Genomic DNA, 23,195 nt, shown 5'->3' with positions numbered 1-23,195 from the left:
ACAAGCAGCAGGATTCATGAGCGAACAGATCGAAATCTTCACCGACGGCGCCTGCAAAGGTAACCCCGGCCCTGGCGGCTGGGGCGCGTTGCTGGTGTTCAAAGGCGTGGAAAAGGAACTTTGGGGCGGCGAAGCCAACACCACCAACAACCGCATGGAGCTCACCGCCGCCATTCGCGGCCTGGAAGAGCTCAAGCGCCCGTGCGAAGTGCTGCTGGTGACCGACTCCGAATATGTAATGAAAGGCATGAAAGAGTGGTTGGTGAACTGGAAAAAACGCGGCTGGAAAACCGCCGCCAAGCAGCCGGTTAAAAATGCCGACCTCTGGCAGGCGCTGGACGAACAGGTCAACCGCCACACCGTGACCTGGAAGTGGGTGCGCGGCCACACCGGCCACCCCGGCAACGAGCGGGCCGACCAGTTGGCCAACCGCGGCGTCGATGAAGTACGAGGAATCAAGCATGCGTAGTGTTGTACTGGATACCGAAACCACCGGTATGCCGGTTACCGATGGCCACCGGGTTATCGAAATCGGTTGTGTTGAACTGATCGGCCGCCGCCTCACCGGCCGGCATTTCCACGTGTACCTGCAGCCCGATCGCCAGAGCGACGAAGGCGCCATCGCGGTTCACGGTATTACTGACGAATTCCTCGCCGACAAACCGCGCTTCAAAGAAGTGGCCGACGAGTTCTTTGAATTCATCAAAGACGCGCAGCTGATCATCCATAACGCCGCGTTCGACATCGGCTTTATCAACAACGAATTTGCCCTGCTGGGCCAGGACGACCGCGCCGACATCACCGAGCACTGCACCGTGCTCGACACCCTGATGATGGCCCGCGAACGTCACCCGGGGCAGCGCAACAACCTCGACGCCCTGTGCAAACGCTACGGCGTCGACAACTCCGGCCGCGAACTGCACGGCGCCTTGCTCGACGCCGAGATTCTCGCCGACGTTTACCTGAGCATGACCGGCGGCCAGACCAGCCTGTCGCTGGCCGGCAACGCCTCCGACGGCAACGGCGGCAATGGCGGCGCCAACCAGGCCAGCGAAATCCGCCGCTTGCCCGCCGACCGCCCGCGTACCCGCGTGGTCCGTGCCAACGAAGAAGAACTCGCCGCCCACGCCGTGCGCATGGGCCTGCTGGAAAAAGCCTCCGGCGCGCTGCCGCTGTGGGTGCAAATGGATGCGCCGGCCGTGCAAGCCGAGCCCGCCGAAACCGCATAAGCGCTTTTGTAGGAGCGGCTTCAGCCGCGATGCTCTTGATCTAATCGTTTCCAGGAAATCGCGGCTAAAGCCGCTCCTACAGATCGCACACTTCCTGTGAGAGCGGCTTTAGCCGCAATGCTTTTTGCCCACATCTATCGCTGTCATTTCCTACTGAATTATCCGCGTGCGACGTTTTCGTACAGCCCCCGACGCAGGGGGTTACGCGCGTTCTGTCGAGTCTCTACCCTGAGGGCTGCACGGGCCCGGCCCGGTTACTCTTCAGGCGATAACAGCATGTATAAAGACCTCAAGTTTCCCGTTCTCATCGTGCACCGCGATATCAAGGCCGATACCGTGGCCGGCGACCGGGTGCGGGAAATTGCCCGCGAGTTGGAGTTGGAAGGCTTCACCATCATTTCCACCGCCAGCTCCACCGAAGGGCGCATCGTGGCCTCGACTCACCATGGCCTGGCCTGCATTTTGGTGGCCGCCGAAGGGGCAGGGGAAAACCAGCGCTTGCTGCATGATGTGATCGAACTGATCCGCGCCGCCCGGGTGCGTGCACCGCAGTTGCCGATATTCGCCTTGGGTGAGCAAGTGACCATCGAAAACGCGCCGGTCGAGGCCATGGCCGATCTCAACCATCTGCGCGGTTTGCTCTATCTGTTCGAAGACACCGTGCCGTTCCTGGCGCGTCAGGTGGCACGCGCTGCGCGTATTTATCTGGATGGTTTGCTGCCACCGTTTTTCAAAGCGCTGGTGCAGCACACGGCCGAGTCCAACTACTCCTGGCACACACCCGGCCATGGCGGCGGCGTGGCGTATCGCAAGAGTCCGGTGGGGCAGGCGTTTCACCAGTTTTTCGGCGAGAACACCTTGCGCTCGGACCTCTCGGTATCGGTACCGGAGCTGGGTTCGTTGCTCGACCACACCGGCCCGCTGGCCGAAGCTGAAGCCCGTGCGGCACGCAATTTTGGCGCCGACCACACCTACTTCGTGATCAACGGCACCTCGACGGCGAACAAGATCGTGTGGCACTCAATGGTCGGCCGTGACGACTTGGTGTTGGTCGACCGCAACTGCCACAAGTCGATTCTGCATTCGATCATCATGACCGGCGCCATCCCGCTGTACCTGAGCCCGGAGCGCAACGAGCTGGGCATCATCGGCCCCATTCCGCTGAGCGAATTCAGCCGCGAATCGATCCAGGCCAAGATCGACGCCAGCCCGCTTGCCCGTGGCCGCGAGCCCAAGGTGAAGCTGATGGTGGTGACCAACTCCACCTACGACGGTCTGTGCTACAACGCCGAGCTGATCAAGAAAACCGTGGGCGACAGCGTGGAAGTGCTGCACTTCGACGAAGCCTGGTACGCCTATGCCGCCTTTCACGAGTTCTACGCCGGCCGGTACGGCATGGGCACCTCGCGCACCGAAGACGGGCCGCTGGTGTTCACCACCCATTCCACGCACAAATTGCTCGCCGCGTTCAGCCAGGCCTCGATGATTCACGTGCAGGACGGCGGCGCTCGCCAGCTCGACCGCGACCGTTTCAACGAAGCGTTCATGATGCACATCTCCACCTCGCCGCAGTACGGCATCATCGCCTCCCTGGACGTGGCCTCGGCCATGATGGAAGGCCCGGCAGGCCGTTCGCTGATTCAGGAAACGTTCGACGAGGCCCTGAGTTTCCGCCGCGCCCTGGCCAACCTGCGGCAGAACCTGAGCGCTGATGACTGGTGGTTCAGCATCTGGCAGCCGACCCTAGCGGACGGCGCCGAGCAGCTGACCACCGCCGATTGGGTGCTGCAACCGCAGGCGGATTGGCATGGCTTTGGCGATGTGGCCGACGACTACGTGTTGCTCGACCCGATCAAAGTCACCCTGGTCACGCCCGGCCTCACCGCTGGGGGCGCGCTGAGCGAGCGGGGCATTCCAGCGGCGGTAGTGAGTAAATTCCTTTGGGAACGTGGCCTGGTGGTCGAAAAGACCGGTCTGTATTCCTTCCTCGTGCTGTTCTCCATGGGCATTACCAAGGGCAAATGGAGCACCTTGCTCACTGAGTTGTTGGAGTTCAAACGCAGCTACGACGCCAACGTTCGCCTGAGCAATTGCCTGCCCTCCATCGTGCGCGAAGACGCCCGTTACCAACACATGGGCCTGCGCGATCTGTGCGATGCGCTGCACACCTGCTACCGCGACAATGCCACCCCCAAAGCGCTGAAACGCATGTACACCGTGCTTCCGGAGCTGGCGATCAAACCCGCCGATGCTTACAACCACTTGGTGCGCGGCGAAGTGGAAGCGGTGCCGATTGATCAACTTCAGGGGCGTATTGCGGCGGTGATGTTGGTGCCGTATCCGCCTGGCATTCCTTTGATCATGCCGGGCGAGCGCTTCACCGAAGCGACCCGCTCGATCATCGATTACCTGGCGTTCGCCCGCACCTTCGACCGCAGCTTCCCCGGCTTCGATACCGACGTGCATGGCTTGCAGCACCAAGACAGCCCGCAAGGGCGCTGCTATACCGTTGACTGCATTAAGGAGTAATTCGGCTTCGGGGGATGCATGCAGGATCAAGAGCAACAGAACGCAACAAGGAGTATGGGGTTCTGGACCTGCTCGGCACTGGTAGTGGGCAACATGATCGGCTCGGGGGTGTTTCTACTGCCTTCGAGCCTCGCGGCTTTTGGTGGGTTGAGCCTGTTTGGCTGGCTGATTTCCAGCGTCGGCGCGGTGATTCTGGCGCTAACCTTCGCGCGTTTATCGCGGCTGAGTCCGGCAGCCGGCGGCCCTTACGCCTATACCCGTGACGGCTTCGGCTCATTCGCCGGCTACCTCTGCGCCTGGACGTACTGGAAAGCCGCCTGGATTGGCAACGCGGCCATTTCGGTGACGCTGGTCGGCTACCTGCAAGTGTTCATTCCCGCCTTACGCGACCCGACCTTGGCGATTAGCACGGCCATCGCCGCCATCTGGTTGTGCACCCTGATCAACCTGCGCGGCATCGGCGCTTTTGGCGTGGTGCAGAACATTCTCACCGCCCTCAAGTTGATTCCGCTGCTGCTCATCGGCGTGCTCGGCTGGTTTTCGTTTCACCCTGAATACCTGCGCATCCCGCCCGTGGAAGACCTGCCCGGCGGCGCAGGGTATGCCACGGCCATCGCCACCACGGCGGCGCTGACGCTGTGGTCGTTCATCGGCTTGGAGTCGGCAACGGTGCCGGCCGAGCACGTCAAAGACCCGAAACGCACCATCCCGCGCGCCACCATTTTCGGCACGGTGGTGGCGGCCGCGGTGTACATCCTGTCCATCACCGCGGTGCAAGGCGTGTTGCCGCCGGACGTGCTGGTGCGTTCGACCGCGCCATTCGCCGATGCCGCGCAGGTGCTGTTGGGGCCGTGGGGTTATTACTTCGTTGCCGGCGGTGCCGTGATCGCCTGCCTGGGCGCGTTGAACGGCTGGGTGTTGCTGCAAGGGCAAATTCCCATGGCCACTGCGCGCGACGGCTTGCTGCCGGAGTCGCTGGCAAAAACCAACAAACGCGGAGTGCCGGCCAATGGCTTACTGGTGTCGGGCGTGTTGGTGACGTTGCTGGTGCTGGTGGACGGGCAGGGCGACTTGGTCGAGGTGTTCAACGTCATCATCCTGCTCGGCACCATGACCGGCGTGGTGCCTTATGCCTTTTGCACCGCCGCCTTGCTGCAATTTCTGGCGGTGAAGCCCGAGGCCTTCAGACCCCGCGAGCGCAAGTGGATGGTGGCGATCGGCAGCCTTGGTTTTATCTATTCGATGTGGGCGCTGTACGGCACCGGCCAGCAGGCAATTTTCTGGGGCTTTTTGGTGCTGATGGCCGGCATTCCGCTGTACACCTGGCGCCAGTGGCGCAACCGCGTGCACGGTGTGGCCACGTTATAGGCGCTGGCCTTAGTCGCCCGTTGCTACGGGGCGGCTGGGGTCGGTGATCCATTCGCTCCACGAGCCGGCATATAGCGGCGCCAGCGGGTAACCGGCGAGGCTCAGGGCGAACAGGTTGTGGCAGGCCGTTACGCCGGAGCCGCAGTACGCCACCACGCCGTCAGCGGGACGGTTGCCCAATTGCGCGGCAAAGCGGGCACGCAATTGCTCGGTGGGCAGGAAACGCCCGTCGCTGCCCAGGTTGTCGGTGAACACCGCGCATTGCGCGCCGGGAATATGCCCGGCCACTGGATCAATCGGCTCCACTTCACCCCGAAAGCGCGGCAGAGCGCGGGCGTCCAGCAAGGTCATTTGCGGCTCCCTGAGGCGCTGCTGCACCTGCTCGGCGGTGAGCACCATCTTGGCGTCAGCGTGGCCGGTGAAACTGCCGGCGTTGCGCTCGGGTACGGCTTGATCCAGCGGCAAACCCGCCTCGCGCCACGCCTTCAAACCGCCGTCGAGCAAAAACACTTTGTCGCGCTTACCCAGCCAGACCAGCAGCCACCAGGCGTGGGCAGCAAAAGCGCCGGGGCCGTCGTCGTAAAGGATCACTTCGCTGTCATTGTTCAGGCCCCAGGCACGCAGGCGCTCGATGAGCTGCTGTGGGTCGGGCAGGGGATGGCGGCCAGTGACGCCTTTGACGATGGGGCTCGACAGGTCGCGCTCCAGATCCGCAAACACCGCACCGGGAACATGGCCTTCGGCATAACTGCGCTGGCCATAGGCGAGGTCATCAAGGGCGAAGCGGCAATCGAGCAATAAACGCTCGGAGCCGGCGGGGCGGCTGGCAAGTTCGGAAGGGGTGATCAGTTGCGCGAGGGACATGATGGGCACCTGAGAACAAATCGGGGGCTCATCATAAACGCGTTTGGCCAGAGAGGGCCGTTTCCAGGCCTGGCCAATCGCGGCTAAAGCCGCTCCCACAAATGGCGCAACCTGTAGGAGCGGCTTCAGCCGCGATTGGCCGGCCTTGCAAACCGGGCACGCACCCAACACGCCGCCCCGTAGGAGCTAGCTTGCTAGCGAACCCGGCAAACGCCAATTGCCGAGGTTTCCAGGGTTCGCCACCAAGGTGGCTCCTACAAAGTCGTGCATCGGTGTGGGAGCGGCTTCAGCCGCGATTGGCCGGCCTTGCCAACCGGGCACGCAACCAACACGCTGCCCCGTAGGAGCTAGCTTGCTAGCGAACCCTGCAAACGCCGATTGCCGAGGTTTCCAAGGTTTCGCCACCAAGGTGGCTCCTACAGAGTCGATTTTCAGTCGATTTTCAGCTTGCCGATGCGGTCGTTATCCAGGCTGCCGAAGTACAGGAAGCCACCGACCGGTTTCACCGACGTCACCATGCGCAGGTTGCTGCCGCTAGTGTCGTGCAGGCTGCGGGTGATTTTGCCTTGTTCGTCCACGGCAATGGCCAGGCCGTATTTCGCCGGTTTTGGCCACAGGGCGCGGGGCAGTTTGGCCATTTGCGCTTTCAGGAATGGCTGGCCTTGGAGGAAATCGGCGTCAGCTTTGCGCGGCGTTGGCAGGGCGACCCAGAAGGTGCCGGCGCGGTCGCCTTGCAGGTTGTCCGGCATGCCCGGCAGGTTGTCGATAAAGATGTCGTGGGTGCCGGCTTTCGGACCCTTGAGCCAGAGGCGGCTGATGCGGTAGCGGTAGGTTTCGTTAACCAGCACGAAATCTTCCTTCGCCGACAGCGCCACGCCGTTGGCGAAGTACAGGTCTTTAAGCAGTACCTCGGTGGTTTTGCTCACTGGGTCGTAGCGCAGCAGGCGGCCGTAGGGGCGGCCTTCGAGCAGGTCGAGCAGGTAGTCCGGTTGTTCGAATTTGCTCGAGGCATCGGAGAAGTAAATGCGCCCGTCGCTGGCGATGTCGACATCGTCGGTGAAGCGGAACGGCACACCGCCGGCTTCGGTGCTGAGCACCGTGATTTGCCCTTGCGGGTCGATGCTCAGCAAGCCTTTGTAGGCGTCGGCGACAATCAGATTGCCCTTGGCGTCGAAGTCCATGCCCAGCGGGCGGCCTTTGGTTTCGGCGAAGGTTTCGACCGAACCGTCGGTTTTGATGCGAATAATTTTGCCGTCATGAGTGCCGCCATACACGCGGCCTTCGGCGTCGACGGCGGTGTCTTCAGGGCCGTGAACCTGGCCTTTGGCGAGGAGTTCGGCTTTCATCAAAGCGTCGTTGGGTTCCAGCACGCCGGTCATGGCCGGCTCGTGCGGCGGGGTCCAGGCCAGCGGGTCGATGGGGCTGGGTTTGATCAGCAGGTACACCACCACAATCACCAGCAGCAGGGCCACTAGGCCCAGAAACTTCTTCATGACATATCCTTGTTCTGATTATTGTCGGACAAAACGCCCGCAGCATAGGAGCGCCGCCGGTGCAGGGCAAGCCGTGAATCACCGCTCGAATCACCGGCCATAGCCAGGCTCGATATATACTGCGCGGCAAATTTAAGGAGAGGCATGTGGCCATCGAAATCAATTGGATCCGCGATGACGCCAGCTTGGCGCAGTTATGTGCCCAATGGCGACGTCTGCCCTATGTGGCCCTCGACACCGAATTCATGCGGGTCGACACCTTCTATCCCATCGCCGGCCTGTTGCAGGTGTGCGACGGCAGCCAGGTTTTTCTCATTGACCCGCTGCTGATTCAGAACTGGAATGCCTTCGCCGAGTTGTTGTCCGACCCGGCTGTGCTCAAGGTGCTACACGCCTGCAGCGAAGACCTCGAAGTCTTTTCCCGCCTCACCGGCACCTTGCCGCTGCCGTTGTTCGACACCCAAATTGCCGCCGCCTACCTGAACATTGGCTTCTCCATGGGCTACTCGCGCCTGGTGCAGAGCGTGCTGGACATCGACCTGCCCAAAGGCGAAACCCGCTCCGACTGGTTGCAGCGGCCGCTCTCCGAGACGCAAATCAGCTACGCCGCCGAAGACGTGCTGCACCTGGCCGAAGTGTTTCAGGCCCTGCGCGCGCGGTTGGCGCCGGACAAGTTCGACTGGGTGCTGGAAGACGGCGAAGAGATGGTCAGCAACCTGCGCCGCGAGATCGACCCCAACGAGGTGTACCGCGACGCCAAGCTCGGCTGGAAACTGCCGCCGGCCAAACTCGCCGTGCTGCGCGAACTCTATGCCTGGCGCGAGCAGCAGGCGCGCTTGCGCAACCTGCCGCGCAACCGGGTAATCCGCGAGAACTCACTGTGGCCCATGGCGCGCACCCAGCCCGACAACCTCGTGGCGCTGGCGCGCATTGAAGACATGCACCCGAAAACCGTGCGCCAGGACGGCGAGTTTCTGCTCGGTCTTATCAAACAAGCCGCTACCAAACCCGCCGAACAATGGCCAGAGCCGCTGCCAGAGCCGTTGCCGGTCGAAGCGGCGGCCTTGCTGAAAACCTTGCGCGCGGTCGGCCAGCGTGAAGCCGAGCGCCTGGATATCGCGCCGGAAATCATGCTGCGCAAAAAAGTACTCGAGGCGCTGCTTAAAAGCGGTTACCCCAACGGTCCCTACCAACTGCCCGACTCTCTGCGCGGTTGGCGACGTGAATTGATGGGCCAGGAGCTGCTCGACAGCCTGGCGGCCCATACCCAGGAACCACAGGCATGAAACAGATTTGCTCGATTTACCGCAGCCCGAAGAAAAACGAGATGTACCTGTATGTGCTTAAGGCCGATGCGCTGAAGAAGGTGCCGGAGTCGTTGTTGGTGGCGTTTGGGCCGCCTAAGCATGCGTTTGATCTGGTGTTGAGTCCGGAGCGCAAATTGGCGCGCGAGGATATAGAACAGGTTTTGGCGAATCTGGAGAAGCAGGGGTATCACCTGCAGATGCCGCCCGCAGAGGACGAGTACATTCAACATCTACCAGAAGAACTCCTACGCCGAAACGACCCGGTGTAGGGGCGACCTCCTGGGTCGTCGGCCAGGCTGCGTTGCGTCCTCACGCTAAATGCTCACGTACTTAAGTACGCTGCGCTTTATCGTTCCGGGGCGCCTTGCCTGGCCTAGCCCAGGAGGTCGGAAGTAGCTCTAAAAGCACGGCAAAAGCACGGCGAAAGCAGAGCGTCAGTCGGGTTGGTTTTCCATTTCTTTTTTTGAGGGGTTGTCACTTAGCGTGGCTTCGCCGTGTTTGAAGGTTTTGTAGTCACATGCGCGTTTTAGTTGCTGAACATGATCACGCTTTGTATGCGCAGTTGCTGCGCGGGGCTCAACCGGATCTGGAGCTGGTGGCCAGTGATGATCCAACCGAGTTGGCGCGCTTGGCGCCGGAGTGCGAGGTGTGGTTGGGGGAGCCGGGGTTGTTGGCGTCGGTGTTGCGTAAGGGGCATGTGCCGCAGTGGTTTCAGTCGACCTGGGCGGGGATTACGCCGTTGTTGGCGAAGGATTTACCGACTGGCTATCGGCTGACGCGTGCGGTGGGGATTTTCGGGCAGGTGATGGCCGAATACGTGCTCACGTATATGTTGGCGCACGAGCGCGAGGTGTTGGCGCGGCTGGCGGCTCAGGTGGAGCGGCGGTGGGATAATCACGCGCCGCGCAGCCTGGCTGGGCGGCGGGTGCTGATTGTCGGTACGGGTGATATCGGCCTGAGCCTGGCGCAGTTCTTGGCCCCGTTTGGGGTGGAGTTGTATGGCGTGGCGAGTTCGTCGCGTGAGCTGGCGCCGTTTAAGGAAGTGGCGGCGATGGAGCAATTGCCGCGTTTAGTGGCGCAGGCGGATTACGTGATCAATCTGCTGCCCGATACGCCCAGTACGCACGATATTTACAACGCGGCGCTGTTCGCTCAGTTCGTGCCGACGGCGTTGTTTATTAACGCTGGGCGTGGTGTGGCGGTGGTCGATGCGGACTTGGTGGCGGCACTGCGGGATGGGCATCTGGCCGGCGCCATTATTGATGTGTGCCGCCAGGAGCCGTTGCCGGCGCGCCATCCGTTCTGGACTGCGTTCGGCTTATTGCTCACCGGCCACAGCTCGGCGCCGACCCAGCCGCCGTTGATGGCGCAGTTGTTTCTGGACAACTTGCAGCGCTTGCAAAACGGCGAACCGCTGCGCGGCGAAGTGGACTTTTCCAAGGGTTATTAAGAGTGGTTCGCAGGCCGGTCAAATGGCCTGCAACCGTTTGGCAATGCGGCCTTGGCCGGTGCCTGGGCAGGCGCTAGACTGCCGGCCTTTTCACCAGCCCGTACCTCGCCATGGCCGCTAAAGTCGAACCTTTTTGGAAACGCAAAACCCTCGACCAGCTCGACCAGGACGAGTGGGAATCGCTGTGCGACGGTTGCGGCCTGTGCTGCCTGCAAAAGCTCGAAGACGAAGAAGACGGCAGCGTTTACTACACGCGCATCGCCTGCAAGTTGCTCGACCTGAAAACCTGCCGGTGCAGCAACTACCCCAAACGCCGCGACTTCGTGCCCGACTGCATCCAACTCACCCCCGGCCAGGCCAGCGAATTCCAATGGCTGCCGCCGACCTGCGGCTATCGCCTGGTGGCCGAGGGCAAAGACTTGGAAAGTTGGCACCCCTTGGTGTGCGGCGACCCGGAAATGGTCCACAACGCTGGCATTTCGCAGGCCGGCGCTATGCTCAGTGAGACGGCCGTCCCGGAAGATGACTGGGAAGACTATATGATCTTCCGCTCGGGCTGAGCCTGGCCCGTGGTCCCACGCGACCCACCATTCATCTCGGTGAATCAAACAACCGAGGCCCGGTCATAGGGACGTACCGCGCCGCATCAACAAGGAATTGTCTGCAATGCCCAGCCTTCGTCACGCGTTTGTTTCTGCCTTTTTACTCCTCGCCAGCAGCCCGCTCTGGGCGGTAGAAAAAGTCGACCTCGATTACACCGTGCGCTTGCTGCCCGACAGCGACCAGGCCGAAGTACGCCTGAGCTTGGCCAAAGGCGAGGCAGTGCGCAGCCTGAGTTTCAACCTGGGCAAAAAGGGCTACTTCAGCGACTTCACCACCGACGGCACCTGGCAATCAGGCGCGGCGCAACCGGGCGAGCAGCAGCAAGGCGTCTGGCAGCCGGGCAAAGGTAAAACCAGCCTCAGCTACCGCGTGCGCATCAGCCATCCGCGCCCAGCGGCCGACGGCAAAGCCACTCGCTACGACGCGCGCATGACCGCCGACTGGGCCTTGTTGCGCGGCGATGACTTGGTGCCCAGCGCGCGCCTGGACCAGCACGACGGCATCGAGCTGGTATCGCGCCTGCAATTTGAATTGCCCAAGGGCTGGAAAAGTGTCGAAACCGGCTGGCCACGCGTGGGTAAAAACCGCTTCCGCATCGACAACCCTTCGCGTTTGTTCGACCGCCCGACGGGCTGGATGCTGGCGGGCAAGATCGGCACCCGGCGCACCACCTTGGGCGAAACCGAAGTGACCGTCGCCGCGCCAGTGGGCTCGGGCGTTCGGCGCATGGACGTGCTGACGATGCTGACCTTCGTGTGGCCGCAGGTGCAGGCCGTATTCCCGCGCGATCCGGCCAAGCTGCTGGTGGTGGGCGCGGGCGACCCGATGTGGCGGGGCGGTTTGTCGGCGTCCAATTCACTGTTTATGCATGCCGACCGGCCATTGGTCAGTGAGAACGGCACCAGTTCGTTGGTGCATGAACTGGTGCACGTGTTCAGCCGCATCCGCGACACCGACAACAGCGACTGGATCAGCGAAGGCCTGGCTGAGTACTACGCCATCGAACTGCTGCACCGCGCCGGGGGCATGACCACCGAGCGTTACAAAGCGGTAAACGCCAACCTCAAACAGTGGAGCCGCAAAGTCGTCAGCCTGCGCGGTAACAGCGTCAGCGGCAAAACCACCGCCCGCGCGGTGCTGCTGCTGCAAGACCTCGACCGCGAAATCCGCAAAGCCACCGGCAACAAACGCTCGCTCGACGATGTAAGCCGCGGGTTGATGCGCATGGATGTGGTGAGCACCAAGGATTTTGTCGGCGTTGCCGAAGATGTAATGGGTGGGGCGTCGAAGGTGTTGGATACGCCGTTGTTGAAAGCCGCTGATTAACGCGATCCGCTGGATCCTAAAAGCATCGCGGCTAAAGCCGCACCCACGAAAGGCGCACCGTCCTGTAGGAGCGACTTCAGTCGCGATGCTCTTGATCTCTAAACGCGTAACGGCTTGAAGCCGCTGAATCTGTCAGCGCGCGAACTGCGGACCGGACTTGGTATTCAGCCCCTTCGCCATGCGGTCATACAGCACCACATTCACCGTCGCCGCCAAATTCATGCAGCCGTTGGTGGGGATGTAAATCACCTCTTCGCACCAGGCCAAGACCTCTTTGCTCAGCGAGCCATCTTCGGGGCCGAAGATGTAAATGGCGCGGTCGGGGTGGGTGTACTCGGTCAAGGGTTTTGCGCCTTCGACCAACTCCACCGCCACCGGGGTGCAGCCCAGCGGAATGATGCTTTGCAGGTCTTCGATGCCGATCAAGGGAATGTCCTGGTGGACCATCTTGGTGTCGGTGGCAAATTCCTGCGCCCGGGCGTAGCGCTTGCCGGTGTAGAACACCGAATTCACGCCATAGCAGCCAGCGGCGCGCATGACGGCGCCGACGTTGTCCGGGGATTTTGGGTTGAATAACCCGATACAGCTGTAGCGACGATTAGCCACAAAACGCTCTCTTATTCTTTGCTCTTCAACAGGGCAGCCAGGTCGGCAAAGGCTTTGTGGGTGACTTTCGGCCCGGTCGGGCTGGCGGTGGAGCCTTCGCTGAAGTACTGCTGATCGGTGTAGCGCGAATGTTCGTTGTCGTGACAGAACAGGCAGAGCAGCTCCCAGTTGGAACCGTCTTGCGGGTTGTTGTCGTGGTTGTGGTCGCGGTGGTGCACGGTCAGTTCGCTCAGGCGTTTGCCTTCGAACTCGCGCTGGCAGCGCCCGCAAATGTGCGGGTACATCTTCAGGGCTTTGGCCCGATAGCCTTCTTCACGGCTGCGCTGGGCTTCGGCGATCAGCCGGTCGGTTTTAAGGGTGGCCGCCGATTTTTCAGTGCTCATGGGATGTCCTGTTCAGTCCAGGGTTGAGAGTGCGGTAATGGTGAGCCCGGCGCGCGGGCTTCTCAAGGGCTTCAGCGTTTTTCCGCGATCCAGATGGTGTGGCGTGTGCCTTTGTTGCCGTGGGCATACACCTGCACTTCTTTCACCGTGAAACCGGCCTTGGCCACGCGCTCGGAAAACTTGCGGTCGGCGCTGGCCGACCACACGGCCAGAATGCCTTTGGCCCGCAGCGCGCGGTGGCAGCTGCCCAAGCCTGCGGTGGAGTAGAGCCAGCTGTTGCCTTTTTGCGTCAGGCCTTCGGGGCCGTTGTCGACGTCGAGCATGATGGCGTCGAAGCCGGCCGGTTCGCCTTGCAGCACATGGGCGACGTCGGCCAAGCGGATTTCTGCGCGCGGGTCCTCAAGCGGCATGCCGGCTTTCAAGCCGAGCGGGCCGCGGTTCCACTCGATCACGCCGGGCACCAGTTCGGCCACCACTACCTGCGCTGTGGCGCCCAGGTTTTTCAGCGCGGCGGCCAGGGTGAAACCCATGCCGAGTCCGCCGATCAGCACGCGCGGGTTTGGGCGGTGGGCGACTTGCTTGCACGGTATTTCGGCCAGTGCATCTTCGGAGCCGTGCATGCGCGTGTTCATCAATTGGCCGCCGTCGCCGCCCTGAATCTTGATCACGAAATCTTCGCCGTACTCGAACAGGCACAGCGCGCCGCCGTTTTCGGGAATGGGGGCGGTGTCGAGCAGAACGAAGCGTTTCATTGAGGGTGAGCCTTATGCGGGGGCGCGTAGTCTAACGTTCACGTCACGGTTACGGAGGTGCGTTATGCAACTGTTCAGATTGATGGTGCTGGGGGCCGGCGTTATGGCCGCCGCCGCAACGCTGGCCGCCACACCGGGTTCGCCTGGCACGGCCACGCCCAATCCTTATCAGACGATTCAACCGCGCAACGTGCCGATGCCGGCGCCCGCCGCCCGGCCAAACACGCCAGATGCCTATGACCCTCGCGTGCCGCCGCCTGCCAACACAGTGAACCCACGCGACAACGGGCTGCCGCAAATGCAGCAGGCGCCGAGTACGCCAAAGGTGAAGCCGGCCGAGCCGGTGAAGCCAAGGGTTGAGGAATAACAGCTCGGTGGCGCCGTAGGAGCTAGCTTGCTAGCGAACCCTGCAAACGCCGGTTGTCGAGGGTTGCAGGGTTCGCGACCAAGGTCGCTCCTACAGAGTGCGTTCAGGAGCGAGTCACCCCGCCAATCCCAACACCTTCAGCAGAAACGCATATTCCAACGCCGCATCCTTGATGCCTTGATAGCGCCCACTCATGCCGCCGTGGCCGGCGCCGAGGTCGGTTTTCAGGAGCAGCAGGTTGTCGTCGGTCTTGTGCGCGCGCAGCTTGGCCACCCATTTCGCCGCTTCCCAGTACTGCACGCGACTGTCGTTGTAACCGGCCACGGCCAGAAGCGCCGGGTAGGCTTGCGCGCTTACGTTTTCGTACGGCGCGTAACCCTTGATGCGCTCGAACACGTCGGGGTCGTTCGGGTCGCCCCATTCGTCGTACTCGGTCACGGTCAGCGGCAGGTCGGGGTTCTGCATGGTGTTGAGCACATCCACAAACGGCACTTCGGCGATGGCAGCGGCGAACAGGTCGGGGCGCTGGTTGAGCACTGCGCCAATCAGCAAACCGCCGGCGCTGCCGCCGCTGATAGCCAGTTGGCCGGGGGTGGTGTAGCCCTCGGCGAGCACATGCTCGGCGCAGGCAATGAAGTCGCTGAAGGTATTGGCCTTGTGCTCAAGCTTGCCGGCGCGGTACCACGCTTCGCCCAGTTCGCCGCCGCCGCGAATGTGGGCGATGGCGAAGACAAAACCACGGTCCAACAAGCTCAAGCGGGCATGGGAAAACCACGGGTCCAGGCTGGAGCCGTAAGCGCCATAGCCATACAGATAAAACGGCGCCGGTTTGCCCAATGTTTCCCGCCGAGCCACCAGGCTGATGGGGATTTGCGTGCCGTCACTCGCGGTCGCCCACAGGCGCTGGCTGACGTACGCATCGGCGTCGAACCCCCCTTCAACCGGCGTTTCTTTCAAAACAATTTGCTCGCCATTGACCAGATGCAGCTGGCGCACCTGGGCCGGGCGGTTCAGCGCTTCGTAACGCAGCCGAATCACCTCGCTTTCGAATTCCAGGCTGTCCTGCACGTGCAGGCTGTACGCCGCGTCGGGCAGTTGCACGCGCGCGGGCGCTTGGCCCAGGCCGTGCACTTCCAGAATCGGCAGGCCACCTTCGCGCAGGCTAAGTACCAGGGCGCCGGCGTTAAGGGTGATGTCTTCGAGCATCACGGCCGGGTTGTGGGCGATCAGTTCTTGCCAGTCACCGCGCGCTGGCACGCCAGCGGTGGCGGCATGGTACAGGGCGAAGTTGATGCCGGTCTGGTTGCTGCGAATGACCCAGCCCCATTGGCCGGCGTCGGCGCCGTGCACCAGACGGCCATGGTCGACAAAGTATTCGTGGCCTTCTTCACGCGGGGCCAGGCAGGTAAACGTGCCGTGCGGGGTGTCGGCGTCCAGCGTCCAGGTTTCGCAGGTGGTTTTGCTATTGAGCAGCACGAACAACTGGCGTTCGGAGCTGCTGCGGTAGCAATTGACGAAGAAGCGCCCGTCGAGCTCTTCGAATACGCGCTCGGCGCGTTCGGTGCCCAAGGTGTAGCGGTTCAGGCGATAAGGGCGGTGGGTGTCGTCCAGTTCGCCGAAGAACAGGGTCTGGCTGTCGTTGGCCCAGGTCATGCTGCCGTCGCAGTCGTCGAAGGGCAGGGCAGTGATGGCGCCGCTGGCCAGTTCTTTTACGAACAGTTGGTAAATCTCGTCACCGCTGGTGTCCAGGCTGTAGGCGAGGCGCGCGTAGTCGGGGCTGACGCTAAAAGCGCCTAGCGATAGGAAGCCGCCGTTGGCCAGTTCGTTCGGGTCGAGCAGCAGCTCTTCGCTGGCGTCGTCAACGGTATTGCTGCCATCGGCCGGACGGGCGCAGCGGTAGTGGCGCGGGTATTCGTCGCCGGCCGTGGTGCGGGTGTAATAGAGGTGTGGACCCCAAGGCGAGGGTAGGGACAGGTCGGTCTCACGGATACGACCTTTGATTTCGGCGAACAACTGCTCACGCAGCTCGGCCTGTTCGGCCAGTTGGGCATCGAGGAAGGCGTTCTCGGCGTTGAGGTATTCGAGTACCTCGGGAGTGTCGCGGTTTTCCAGCCAGTGGTACGGATCGTTGCCGTTTTCGACGCGGGCGATAGGGGCTTGCGGCATACCAAAACTCCAGAGCAAAGGCGGCCGACGTCAGACGCGCCGGGCAGGAGAAAAGCCGCTATCATAAGCGCCCCTTCGCCAGCATCGCCACGAACCGCATGAACGAACACGATTACGTCCTCGCTTGGGGCCTGTATGCCATCGCTGCCCTGGGTTGCTTGCTGGTGAGCTTCCTGATGACCGGCTGGATGTGGCGCTACCTGCGCGAGCCGCTGCGGTTGGTGGTCGCGGTGCTGCTATTCACGCCCACCGTCGTCGACCCCGGCAAAGAACTGTATGCCCCGGCTGTAGCGGTGACCGCGCTCGACTTGCTGTTCAAAGTCGGCAGCAACATGTGGACCGCCGTTTCCGACCTGGCCATGTACGGCATGATCGCCGTGGTCATTTATGTGCTGTTCGTGCTGATTCGCTGGCCCATCGAGCGCGCGTGGAACAAGCGCAAAGCCGCCAAGGCCGCGCCCGCTCCGGTCGATGAAGACGAACCAACCCTGCGTGAATTGATGGAGCGCGAGCCGCAAGGCCAGCCCTACATTCGGCCCGCCGCCGAGAGCCGTACTCAGCCCGTCAGTGGCAGTGGCGGTCGTCGTGAGCGCATCGAACCGCGTCTATAAGCCCCTGCCCAAGCCAGTTGTCTGGAAGAGTTGAGCCATGTGTGAATTGTTGGGCATGAGTGCCAACGTACCGACCGACATCGTGTTCAGTTTTACCGGCCTGATGCAGCGCGGCGGCGGCACCGGCCCGCACCGCGATGGCTGGGGCATCGCCTTTTACGAAGGACGCGGCCTGCGCCTGTTCCAGGACCCGCAAGCCAGCGTCGACTCGGAAGTGGCCAAGCTGGTGCAGCGCTACCCGATCAAAAGCGAAACCGTGATTGGCCATATCCGCCAGGCCAACGTGGGCAGGGTTTGCCTGGCCAATACGCACCCGTTTGTGCGTGAGCTGTGGGGCCGCAACTGGTGCTTCGCCCACAACGGCCAACTGGCGGACTTCGCCCCGGCGCCGAGCTTCTATTGGCCGGTGGGCGACACCGACAGCGAAGCCGCCTTTTGCGACTTGCTCAACCAGATTCGCAGCTCGTTCCCGCAGCCGGTATCCGTGGAAATGCTGTTGCCGACCCTGGTGCGCGCCTGCACGGCGTACCGCACAAAAGGCGTGTTCAATTGTCTGTTGAGCGACGGTGACTGGTTGTTCGCCTACTGCTCGACCAAGCTGGCGCAAATCACCCGCCGCTCGCCATTCGGCCCGGCCCGGTTGAAGGATGTGGATGTGATCGTCGACTTCCAGGCCGAGACCACGCCGAACGACGTCGTCACCGTGTTGGCCACCGAGCCACTCACCGAAAACGAAAGCTGGACCTTGTACCAACCCGGCGAATGGAGCCTGTGGCGCCGTGGCGAATGCATCGCCAAAGGCCGCAGCTAAGCCGGGCGACGGACCCATCCAAGGAGCACAGGAGCAGGCATGTTCAGAAGTTATCTACGTTTGGTGTTGTTTGCCGTCGGGCTGCTGGTTGGCGTGCAGATTCCGGGCTTTATCAACGATTACAGCCAGCGCATCGAAGCGCATTGGAAAGAGTCGGAGCAGAGCCTCAGCGGCTTCCGCCAGACCGCCAACCAATTCTTCAACGGCGACCTCGACGCCCTGGTCGCCCACTACCGCGCCAGCAGCGACCCGGTGTTCGCCAGCGACGCCAATAGCCTGACCAACCTGCTGGTGCGCTCGCGCCTGCTGGACCGCGAATGGCAAGCCATGACCGGGCCGTGGTACGTGCGGGTGTGGCATGTGGCGTTCAATCCCAACCCTGAATTGTTTAAGGAAACCTACGAGGGTTATCGCTATCAGGTGCTGCTGGCGCCGGAAGCGATTGCCTGGGGTATTTTCTGCGCGTTCGTGTTGGCGTTTTTGATCGAGCTGCTGGTGCTCGGGGCAGGGTGGACGTTGGGCGTGAACCGCACCCATAAAGTCACCCAGCATGAGCAGCGGCCTTGGCGGTGATGTAGGAGCGGCTTTAGCCGCGATGCTTTTTAAGATCAACAGCATCGCTGCTAAAGCCGCTCCCACAGAAGGCTAGGCGTTAAGCTAATAAAAAAACGGGCCCTTTCGAGGCCCGTTTTTTATGGCTGAAACGCCGCTTATTTCGACAGAAACTTCATCCCGTCTTCCAACCCGCGAAGGCTCAAGGGATACATGTGGTCTTCCAGCAACTCGCGAACGATGTTGGTGGAAGCCGTGTAGTTCCAGGTGTCTTTCGGGTACGGGTTGATCCAGATGAGTTTCTTGTACTTCTCACGGAAACGCTGCATCCACACATAGCCCGGCTCTTCGTTCCAGTGCTCGACGCTGCCGCCGGCCTGCGTGATCTCATAGGGCGCCATGGCCGCGTCGCCGACGAACACCACTTTGTAATCGGCGCCGTATTTGTGCAGCAGGTCTTGTGTGGAAAAACGCTCCGAGGTGCGGCGCAGGTTGTTCTTCCACACCGATTCGTACACGAAGTTATGAAAGTAGAAATACTCCAAATGCTTGAACTCGGTTTTGCACGCCGAGAACAACTCTTCGCAGACCTTCACGTGGGCATCCATCGAGCCGCCGATGTCGAACAGAATCAGCAGCTTCACCGCGTTGCGCCGTTCCGGGCGCATCTGAATATTCAGCAAGCCGCCATCGCGGGCGGTGAAGTCGATGGTGCCGTCCAGATCCAGCTCATCCTGCGCGCCCTGGCGAGCAAATTTGCGCAGGCGACGCAGGGCCACTTTGATGTTGCGGGTGCCGAGCTCCACCTGGTCGTCGAGGTTTTTATACTCGCGCTGGTCCCAGACCTTTACTGCCTTACCCTGACGCTTGCCGGCATCGCCAACGCGAATGCCCTCAGGGTTGAAGCCACCTGAACCGAACGGGCTGGTGCCGCCCGTGCCGATCCATTTATTACCGCCTTCGTGGCGTTCTTTCTGCTCTTCGAGGCGCTTCTTGAACTCCTCGATCAGCTTGTCCAGGCCGCCGAGCGACTCGATCTTGGCCCGCTCTTCATCCGTTAGCGAGCGCTCGAATTCCTTGCGCAGCCACTCATCAGGAATCAACGCCTCGATATGCTGGTTAAGGTTTTCCAGGCCCTTGAAATAGGCGCCGAAGGCACGGTCGAACTTGTCGAAATGGCGCTCGTCTTTGACCAAAATCGTGCGCGACAGGAAATAGAACTCGTCCATGTCAGCGAACGTCACGTTGTGCTTCAACGCATTGATCAGATCCAGCAGCTCACGCACCGAGACCGGAACCTTGGCGGCGCGCATTTCGTTGAATAGGTTGAGCAGCATGGCTGCGTCTCCGTTGGAGTTGCGTTCCTACACCAATCTGTCCCCTCGCCCCTTGGGGAGAGGGTTAGGGAGAGGGGGGCAGGCGACACGGTGTCACCTGCTAAGACCCTCTCCCCCAGCCCCTCTCCCGCAAGCGGGCAGAGGGGAGCACAGCAATTGACTTTGTTACCGGCCAGCCCGGCGGCTCATGAACGCCAAGCGCTCCAGCAATTGCACATCTTGTTCATTTTTCACCAACGCCCCCGCCAACGGCGGAATCGCCTTGGTTGGATCGCGTTCGCGCAATACCGCTTCGCCAATATTGTCGGCCATCAGCAGCTTCAGCCAGTCGACCAGTTCAGAGGTCGAAGGCTTCTTCTTAAGCCCCGGCACTTTGCGCACGTCGAAGAACACGTCCAACGCTTCGGCCACTAGGTCTTTCTTGATGTTGGGGTAGTGCACATCAACGATCTGCTGCAGCGTGGCGCGATCGGGGAAGGCGATGTAGTGGAAGAAGCAGCGGCGCAGGAAGGCGTCCGGCAGCTCTTTTTCGTTGTTCGAGGTAATGATGATGATCGGGCGCTTCTTGGCCTTGATCGTCTCGTTGGTCTCGTAAACGTAGAACTCCATCTTGTCGAGTTCTTGCAGCAAGTCGTTGGGGAATTCGATGTCGGCTTTGTCGATTTCGTCGATCAGCAGAATCACGCGCTCATCGCTCTCGAACGCTTCCCAGAGCTTGCCCTTCTTGATGTAGTTGCGCACGTCGTGAACTTTGTCGCTGTCCAGTTGCGAGTCGCGCAGACGGCTTACCGCGTCGTACTCGTACAGGCCCTGGTGGGCCTTGGTGGTGGACTTGACGTGCCAGGTGATCAGCTTGGCGCCGAACGAGGCGGCCAATTGCTCGGCCAGCATGGTTTTACCGGTGCCCGGCTCACCCTTGACCAGCAGCGGGCGCTCCAGGGTGATGGCAGCGTTGACTGCCAATTTAAGATCGTCGGTTGCGACGTAAGCCTGGGTGCCTTCGAACTTCATCGGAAAATCCTCAAACGGATAGCAGCAAGTTCCTATGGAACCTGGCGGTTTCAGTAGATGTAGACGCCGACTATAGCGCGGCCGTCCCACGGCTGTGAACGCGGACGCACTATTCAGTCACTGAATGGGCAGTCACCCCGACGAAGGTGTCAGTAATCGCCCATTGGTTAGGGGCGGATTCATTCCTCTGTGGGCTTGCCTCGCTCATACCGGGCATTGAATGCCTGTACGAAGCCGTTACGCAGAATCGCCAGAAATGCCTGAAAGGCGCTGACGTCTTGCTGGTGCACGTTGCCGCTGAGTTCGACGCGGGTGGCGAATTGGTCTTTCTGCTGGTTTTTCAGCACGGTTTCGCTGCCGCCCACCAAGGCTTCCCAAATGGAGCGGAAGAAGCCTTTGTCCTTTTCCTCAACGTCTTGCTGCCAATTGAACACGTCAACGTCTCGCAGCAGTGGTTTGATGTAGCCGCTGAGTTGGGCTTTCTTGGCGTTGGCTTCGATTACCAGGTCGCCGTGGCCGGCATTAAAGTCGAATTTTGCGTAAGCGCTGGAGAAATCGTTGAGTTTGCGCAGTTCGATGTCGCGGGCGCGGAGGCGGAATTGGAAGTCTTCGAAGTTTTCGTAGGGGTCGAACACGATGGTGCATTCCAACGGCGCATGGCCCAGTAACAGCGCCTTGCCTTCGAAATGCGCGACCCGCTCGCCGTTCTTGTCAGCCACGTTGGTGAGGTTGTAGAGGCTGGCGTTGACCTCGGTAGCCTCCATATCTACCGGCGGGGTGGAGGTGAAGTTGTGGAAACCCAGCTTGCCGTCTATTACACGAACCTCGTTAAGCGTGATCGGCAGCAATTTCTCTAGCTGCTCGCGCCAGTTCACGCCTTTACCGGTCTGCGTCGCGTCTTCGTTTTTGCCGCCATCGACGAAATTCAAAGTCGGCGCAATAAACATGACTTCAGCCACCACCGCGTGGTCATACCAGAGCGAATGCCAACTGACCGCGATATCGATTTGCGGCGCTTCGAGCAGCGGAACCGGCACGTTGCCGTCTTCCTTATGAATGTTCAGGCCATTGATTTGATAGGCGCCGCGCCACCACGCCAGGTCTACATCGGTGATGTGGCCCTGGTATTCGCCCATGTCGGCGAGCTTGCCGTTGAGGTAGTCGCGCACCACGTAGGGCAGAGTGAAGTGCAGAACCAGCACCAGGACAATCAGTCCAATCAGGGTCCAGAGTGGCCAGCTGTAGCGTCTTTTCATGGGGTTGGCTCCGATTTGCTGGCGGTTTGGCATCGCTCAAACGGCGTGCATGGCTCGCCCGGCAATCTCGTTTGAAGTACTAGCTAGACTGTCCCCAGGCCGCTCGGGTTCGGATTTTTTCCGGCTGGACGCCCGCCCGTTGGCGGGCATAGGCTGTTTTTCTTTCGCATCAATCAAGGATTAGAGGATATGAGCCGCATCTACGCAGACAACGCCCAGTCCATCGGCAATACGCCGCTGGTATTCATCAACCGCCTGGGCCCCAAGGGCGTCACCATTCTGGCCAAGATTGAGGGGCGCAATCCCGCGTATTCGGTGAAGTGCCGCATCGGCGCCAACATGGTGTGGGACGCCGAAGAACGCGGTGTACTCAAGCCCGGCATGACCATTGTTGAACCCACCTCGGGCAACACCGGCATCGGCCTGGCGTTCGTCGCCGCGTCACGTGGCTACAAGCTGATGCTGACGATGCCGGCCTCCATGAGCCTGGAACGGCGCAAGGTGTTGAAGGCCCTCGGCGCTGAGCTGGTGCTGACAGAAGCGGCGAAAGGGATGAAAGGCGCGATTGAAAAAGCGTCGGAAATCGCTGCCTCCGATACCAGCAAATACTTTATGCCGCAGCAGTTCGAGAACCCGGCCAACCCGGCGATTCACGAGAAAACCACCGGCCCGGAAATCTGGAACGACACCGAAGGCGCCATCGACGTGCTGGTGTCGGGCGTCGGCACCGGCGGCACCATTACCGGTGTGTCGCGCTATATCAAGAACACCTGCGGCAAACCGATTCTCTCCGTGGCGGTGGAACCCAGCAGCTCGCCGGTGATTACCCAGGAACTCGGTGGCCACGAACTGCGTCCAGCGCCGCACAAGATTCAGGGCATTGGCGCCGGCTTTGTGCCGAAAAACCTCGACCTGAGCATCGTCGATCGCGTGGAAACCGTGGGCGATGACGAAGCCAAAGCCATGGCCCTGCGCTTGATGCGCGAAGAGGGCATTTTGTGCGGCATCTCCTGCGGGGCGGCCATGGCGGCAGCGGTTCGCCTGGCTGAGCGCCCGGAAATGCAGAGCAAAACCATCGTCGTGATTCTTCCGGACTCCGGCGAGCGTTACCTCACCAGCATGTTGTTCAGCGACATGTTCGACGAGCAGGAACTCGTCCAATAAACCGGCGTTG

Annotated in this window: 23 protein-coding genes; 14 read left to right on the top strand and 9 right to left on the bottom strand. The window is 61.3% G+C overall.

Translation table 11 applies throughout. The features are described from left to right. Positions 1 to 16: 16 nt before the first annotated feature. From rnhA to ACZZ0Q_RS14135, 4 genes are all read left to right on the top strand, one after another. A complete protein-coding gene (gene rnhA / locus ACZZ0Q_RS14150; RefSeq protein WP_122453340.1) occupies positions 17 to 469 on the top strand; it encodes a ribonuclease HI in 453 nt (150 codons plus the stop codon). Then, the gene (gene dnaQ, locus ACZZ0Q_RS14145) at positions 462 to 1,229 is read left to right on the top strand and encodes a DNA polymerase III subunit epsilon (RefSeq protein ID WP_463541858.1); all 768 of its coding nucleotides are present in this window, start codon (positions 462 to 464) and stop codon (positions 1,227 to 1,229) included. The genes rnhA and dnaQ overlap by 8 nt, the downstream gene beginning before the upstream one ends. 276 nt (positions 1,230 to 1,505) lie before the next feature. Beyond that, positions 1,506 to 3,758 carry an Orn/Lys/Arg family decarboxylase gene (locus ACZZ0Q_RS14140; RefSeq protein ID WP_463541859.1) on the top strand — a complete coding sequence of 751 codons (2,253 nt, stop codon included), beginning with the start codon at positions 1,506 to 1,508 and terminating at the stop codon, positions 3,756 to 3,758. Between the two features lie 18 nt (positions 3,759 to 3,776). Next, on the top strand, positions 3,777 to 5,126 hold the full coding sequence (locus ACZZ0Q_RS14135; protein ID WP_463541860.1) for an amino acid permease: 1,350 nt from the start codon (positions 3,777 to 3,779) through the stop codon (positions 5,124 to 5,126). Between the two features lie 9 nt (positions 5,127 to 5,135). Here ACZZ0Q_RS14135 and ACZZ0Q_RS14130 read toward each other — a convergent pair whose 3' ends face one another. Beyond that, on the bottom strand, positions 5,136 to 5,990 hold the full coding sequence (locus tag ACZZ0Q_RS14130; RefSeq protein ID WP_463541861.1) for a sulfurtransferase: 855 nt from the start codon (positions 5,988 to 5,990) through the stop codon (positions 5,136 to 5,138). Between the two features lie 431 nt (positions 5,991 to 6,421). Continuing rightward, positions 6,422 to 7,483 carry an SMP-30/gluconolactonase/LRE family protein gene (locus tag ACZZ0Q_RS14125; RefSeq protein ID WP_463541862.1) on the bottom strand — a complete coding sequence of 354 codons (1,062 nt, stop codon included), beginning with the start codon at positions 7,481 to 7,483 and terminating at the stop codon, positions 6,422 to 6,424. A 146-nt stretch (positions 7,484 to 7,629) separates the two neighbouring features. Here ACZZ0Q_RS14125 and rnd point away from each other — a divergent pair, with 146 nt between their 5' ends. From rnd to ACZZ0Q_RS14100, 5 genes are all read left to right on the top strand, one after another. Then, complete coding sequence (gene rnd, locus ACZZ0Q_RS14120; protein WP_463541863.1) at positions 7,630 to 8,769, top strand: ribonuclease D; 1,140 nt, start codon at positions 7,630 to 7,632, stop codon at positions 8,767 to 8,769. Then, a complete protein-coding gene (locus tag ACZZ0Q_RS14115; RefSeq protein WP_463541864.1) occupies positions 8,766 to 9,059 on the top strand; it encodes a YcgL domain-containing protein in 294 nt (97 codons plus the stop codon). The genes rnd and ACZZ0Q_RS14115 overlap by 4 nt, the downstream gene beginning before the upstream one ends. A gap of 248 nt (positions 9,060 to 9,307) precedes the next feature. Further along, positions 9,308 to 10,240 carry a D-2-hydroxyacid dehydrogenase gene (locus ACZZ0Q_RS14110; RefSeq protein WP_463541865.1) on the top strand — a complete coding sequence of 311 codons (933 nt, stop codon included), beginning with the start codon at positions 9,308 to 9,310 and terminating at the stop codon, positions 10,238 to 10,240. A gap of 110 nt (positions 10,241 to 10,350) precedes the next feature. After that, positions 10,351 to 10,800, top strand: coding sequence for a YcgN family cysteine cluster protein (locus ACZZ0Q_RS14105; protein WP_463541866.1), 450 nt, complete (start codon positions 10,351 to 10,353; stop codon positions 10,798 to 10,800). Positions 10,801 to 10,906: 106 nt separating this feature from the next. Then, positions 10,907 to 12,169: a hypothetical protein gene (locus tag ACZZ0Q_RS14100; RefSeq protein ID WP_463560684.1), complete on the top strand. Its 1,263-nt coding sequence runs from the start codon at positions 10,907 to 10,909 to the stop codon at positions 12,167 to 12,169. A 132-nt stretch (positions 12,170 to 12,301) separates the two neighbouring features. Here ACZZ0Q_RS14100 and ACZZ0Q_RS14095 read toward each other — a convergent pair whose 3' ends face one another. The 3 genes from ACZZ0Q_RS14095 to ACZZ0Q_RS14085 form a co-directional block, all read right to left on the bottom strand. Next, positions 12,302 to 12,775, bottom strand: coding sequence for an RNA methyltransferase (locus tag ACZZ0Q_RS14095; RefSeq protein WP_463541867.1), 474 nt, complete (start codon positions 12,773 to 12,775; stop codon positions 12,302 to 12,304). Between the two features lie 11 nt (positions 12,776 to 12,786). Further along, a complete protein-coding gene (locus ACZZ0Q_RS14090) occupies positions 12,787 to 13,158 on the bottom strand; it encodes a YajD family HNH nuclease (RefSeq protein WP_108099891.1) in 372 nt (123 codons plus the stop codon). 71 nt (positions 13,159 to 13,229) lie between these two features. Next, on the bottom strand, positions 13,230 to 13,910 hold the full coding sequence (locus ACZZ0Q_RS14085) for a spermidine synthase (RefSeq protein ID WP_463541868.1): 681 nt from the start codon (positions 13,908 to 13,910) through the stop codon (positions 13,230 to 13,232). A 64-nt stretch (positions 13,911 to 13,974) separates the two neighbouring features. On the opposite strand from ACZZ0Q_RS14085, the gene ACZZ0Q_RS14080 reads away from it, so the two are divergent. Further along, positions 13,975 to 14,277 carry a hypothetical protein gene (locus tag ACZZ0Q_RS14080; RefSeq protein WP_463541869.1) on the top strand — a complete coding sequence of 101 codons (303 nt, stop codon included), beginning with the start codon at positions 13,975 to 13,977 and terminating at the stop codon, positions 14,275 to 14,277. A 114-nt stretch (positions 14,278 to 14,391) separates the two neighbouring features. Here the strand turns inward: ACZZ0Q_RS14080 and ACZZ0Q_RS14075 are convergent, their stop codons facing one another. Further along, positions 14,392 to 16,443 (bottom strand): S9 family peptidase, encoded by a 2,052-nt coding sequence (locus tag ACZZ0Q_RS14075; RefSeq protein WP_463560683.1) that lies wholly within the window; start codon positions 16,441 to 16,443, stop codon positions 14,392 to 14,394. Between the two features lie 98 nt (positions 16,444 to 16,541). Between ACZZ0Q_RS14075 and ACZZ0Q_RS14070 the strand changes: the two genes are divergently transcribed. Genes ACZZ0Q_RS14070 through ACZZ0Q_RS14060 form a run of 3 tightly spaced genes read left to right on the top strand, consistent with a single transcriptional unit; the run spans position 16,542 to position 18,438 of the window. Then, the gene (locus ACZZ0Q_RS14070; protein WP_463541870.1) at positions 16,542 to 17,054 is read left to right on the top strand and encodes an MFS transporter; all 513 of its coding nucleotides are present in this window, start codon (positions 16,542 to 16,544) and stop codon (positions 17,052 to 17,054) included. 37 nt (positions 17,055 to 17,091) lie between these two features. Continuing rightward, on the top strand, positions 17,092 to 17,865 hold the full coding sequence (locus ACZZ0Q_RS14065; protein ID WP_463541871.1) for a class II glutamine amidotransferase: 774 nt from the start codon (positions 17,092 to 17,094) through the stop codon (positions 17,863 to 17,865). A gap of 39 nt (positions 17,866 to 17,904) precedes the next feature. After that, on the top strand, positions 17,905 to 18,438 hold the full coding sequence (locus ACZZ0Q_RS14060; protein ID WP_463541872.1) for a DUF2937 family protein: 534 nt from the start codon (positions 17,905 to 17,907) through the stop codon (positions 18,436 to 18,438). A 137-nt stretch (positions 18,439 to 18,575) separates the two neighbouring features. Here ACZZ0Q_RS14060 and ACZZ0Q_RS14055 read toward each other — a convergent pair whose 3' ends face one another. The 3 genes from ACZZ0Q_RS14055 to ACZZ0Q_RS14045 form a co-directional block, all read right to left on the bottom strand. Beyond that, a complete protein-coding gene (locus tag ACZZ0Q_RS14055; protein WP_122453321.1) occupies positions 18,576 to 19,754 on the bottom strand; it encodes a vWA domain-containing protein in 1,179 nt (392 codons plus the stop codon). A gap of 165 nt (positions 19,755 to 19,919) precedes the next feature. Beyond that, on the bottom strand, positions 19,920 to 20,765 hold the full coding sequence (locus ACZZ0Q_RS14050; RefSeq protein WP_122453320.1) for an AAA family ATPase: 846 nt from the start codon (positions 20,763 to 20,765) through the stop codon (positions 19,920 to 19,922). A gap of 179 nt (positions 20,766 to 20,944) precedes the next feature. Continuing rightward, entirely contained in the window at positions 20,945 to 22,054 is a 1,110-nt protein-coding gene (locus tag ACZZ0Q_RS14045) for a DUF748 domain-containing protein (RefSeq protein ID WP_463541873.1), read from the bottom strand. Between the two features lie 156 nt (positions 22,055 to 22,210). On the opposite strand from ACZZ0Q_RS14045, the gene cysK reads away from it, so the two are divergent. Beyond that, complete coding sequence (cysK, locus tag ACZZ0Q_RS14040; protein WP_463541874.1) at positions 22,211 to 23,185, top strand: cysteine synthase A; 975 nt, start codon at positions 22,211 to 22,213, stop codon at positions 23,183 to 23,185. The last annotated feature ends 10 nt before the right edge of the window (positions 23,186 to 23,195 follow it).

It is taken from the genome of Pseudomonas sp. AC070, from assembly GCF_979258635.1.
Note: the sequence above shows the minus strand (reverse complement) of the source record. Positions and strands in the feature narration are given on the sequence as shown.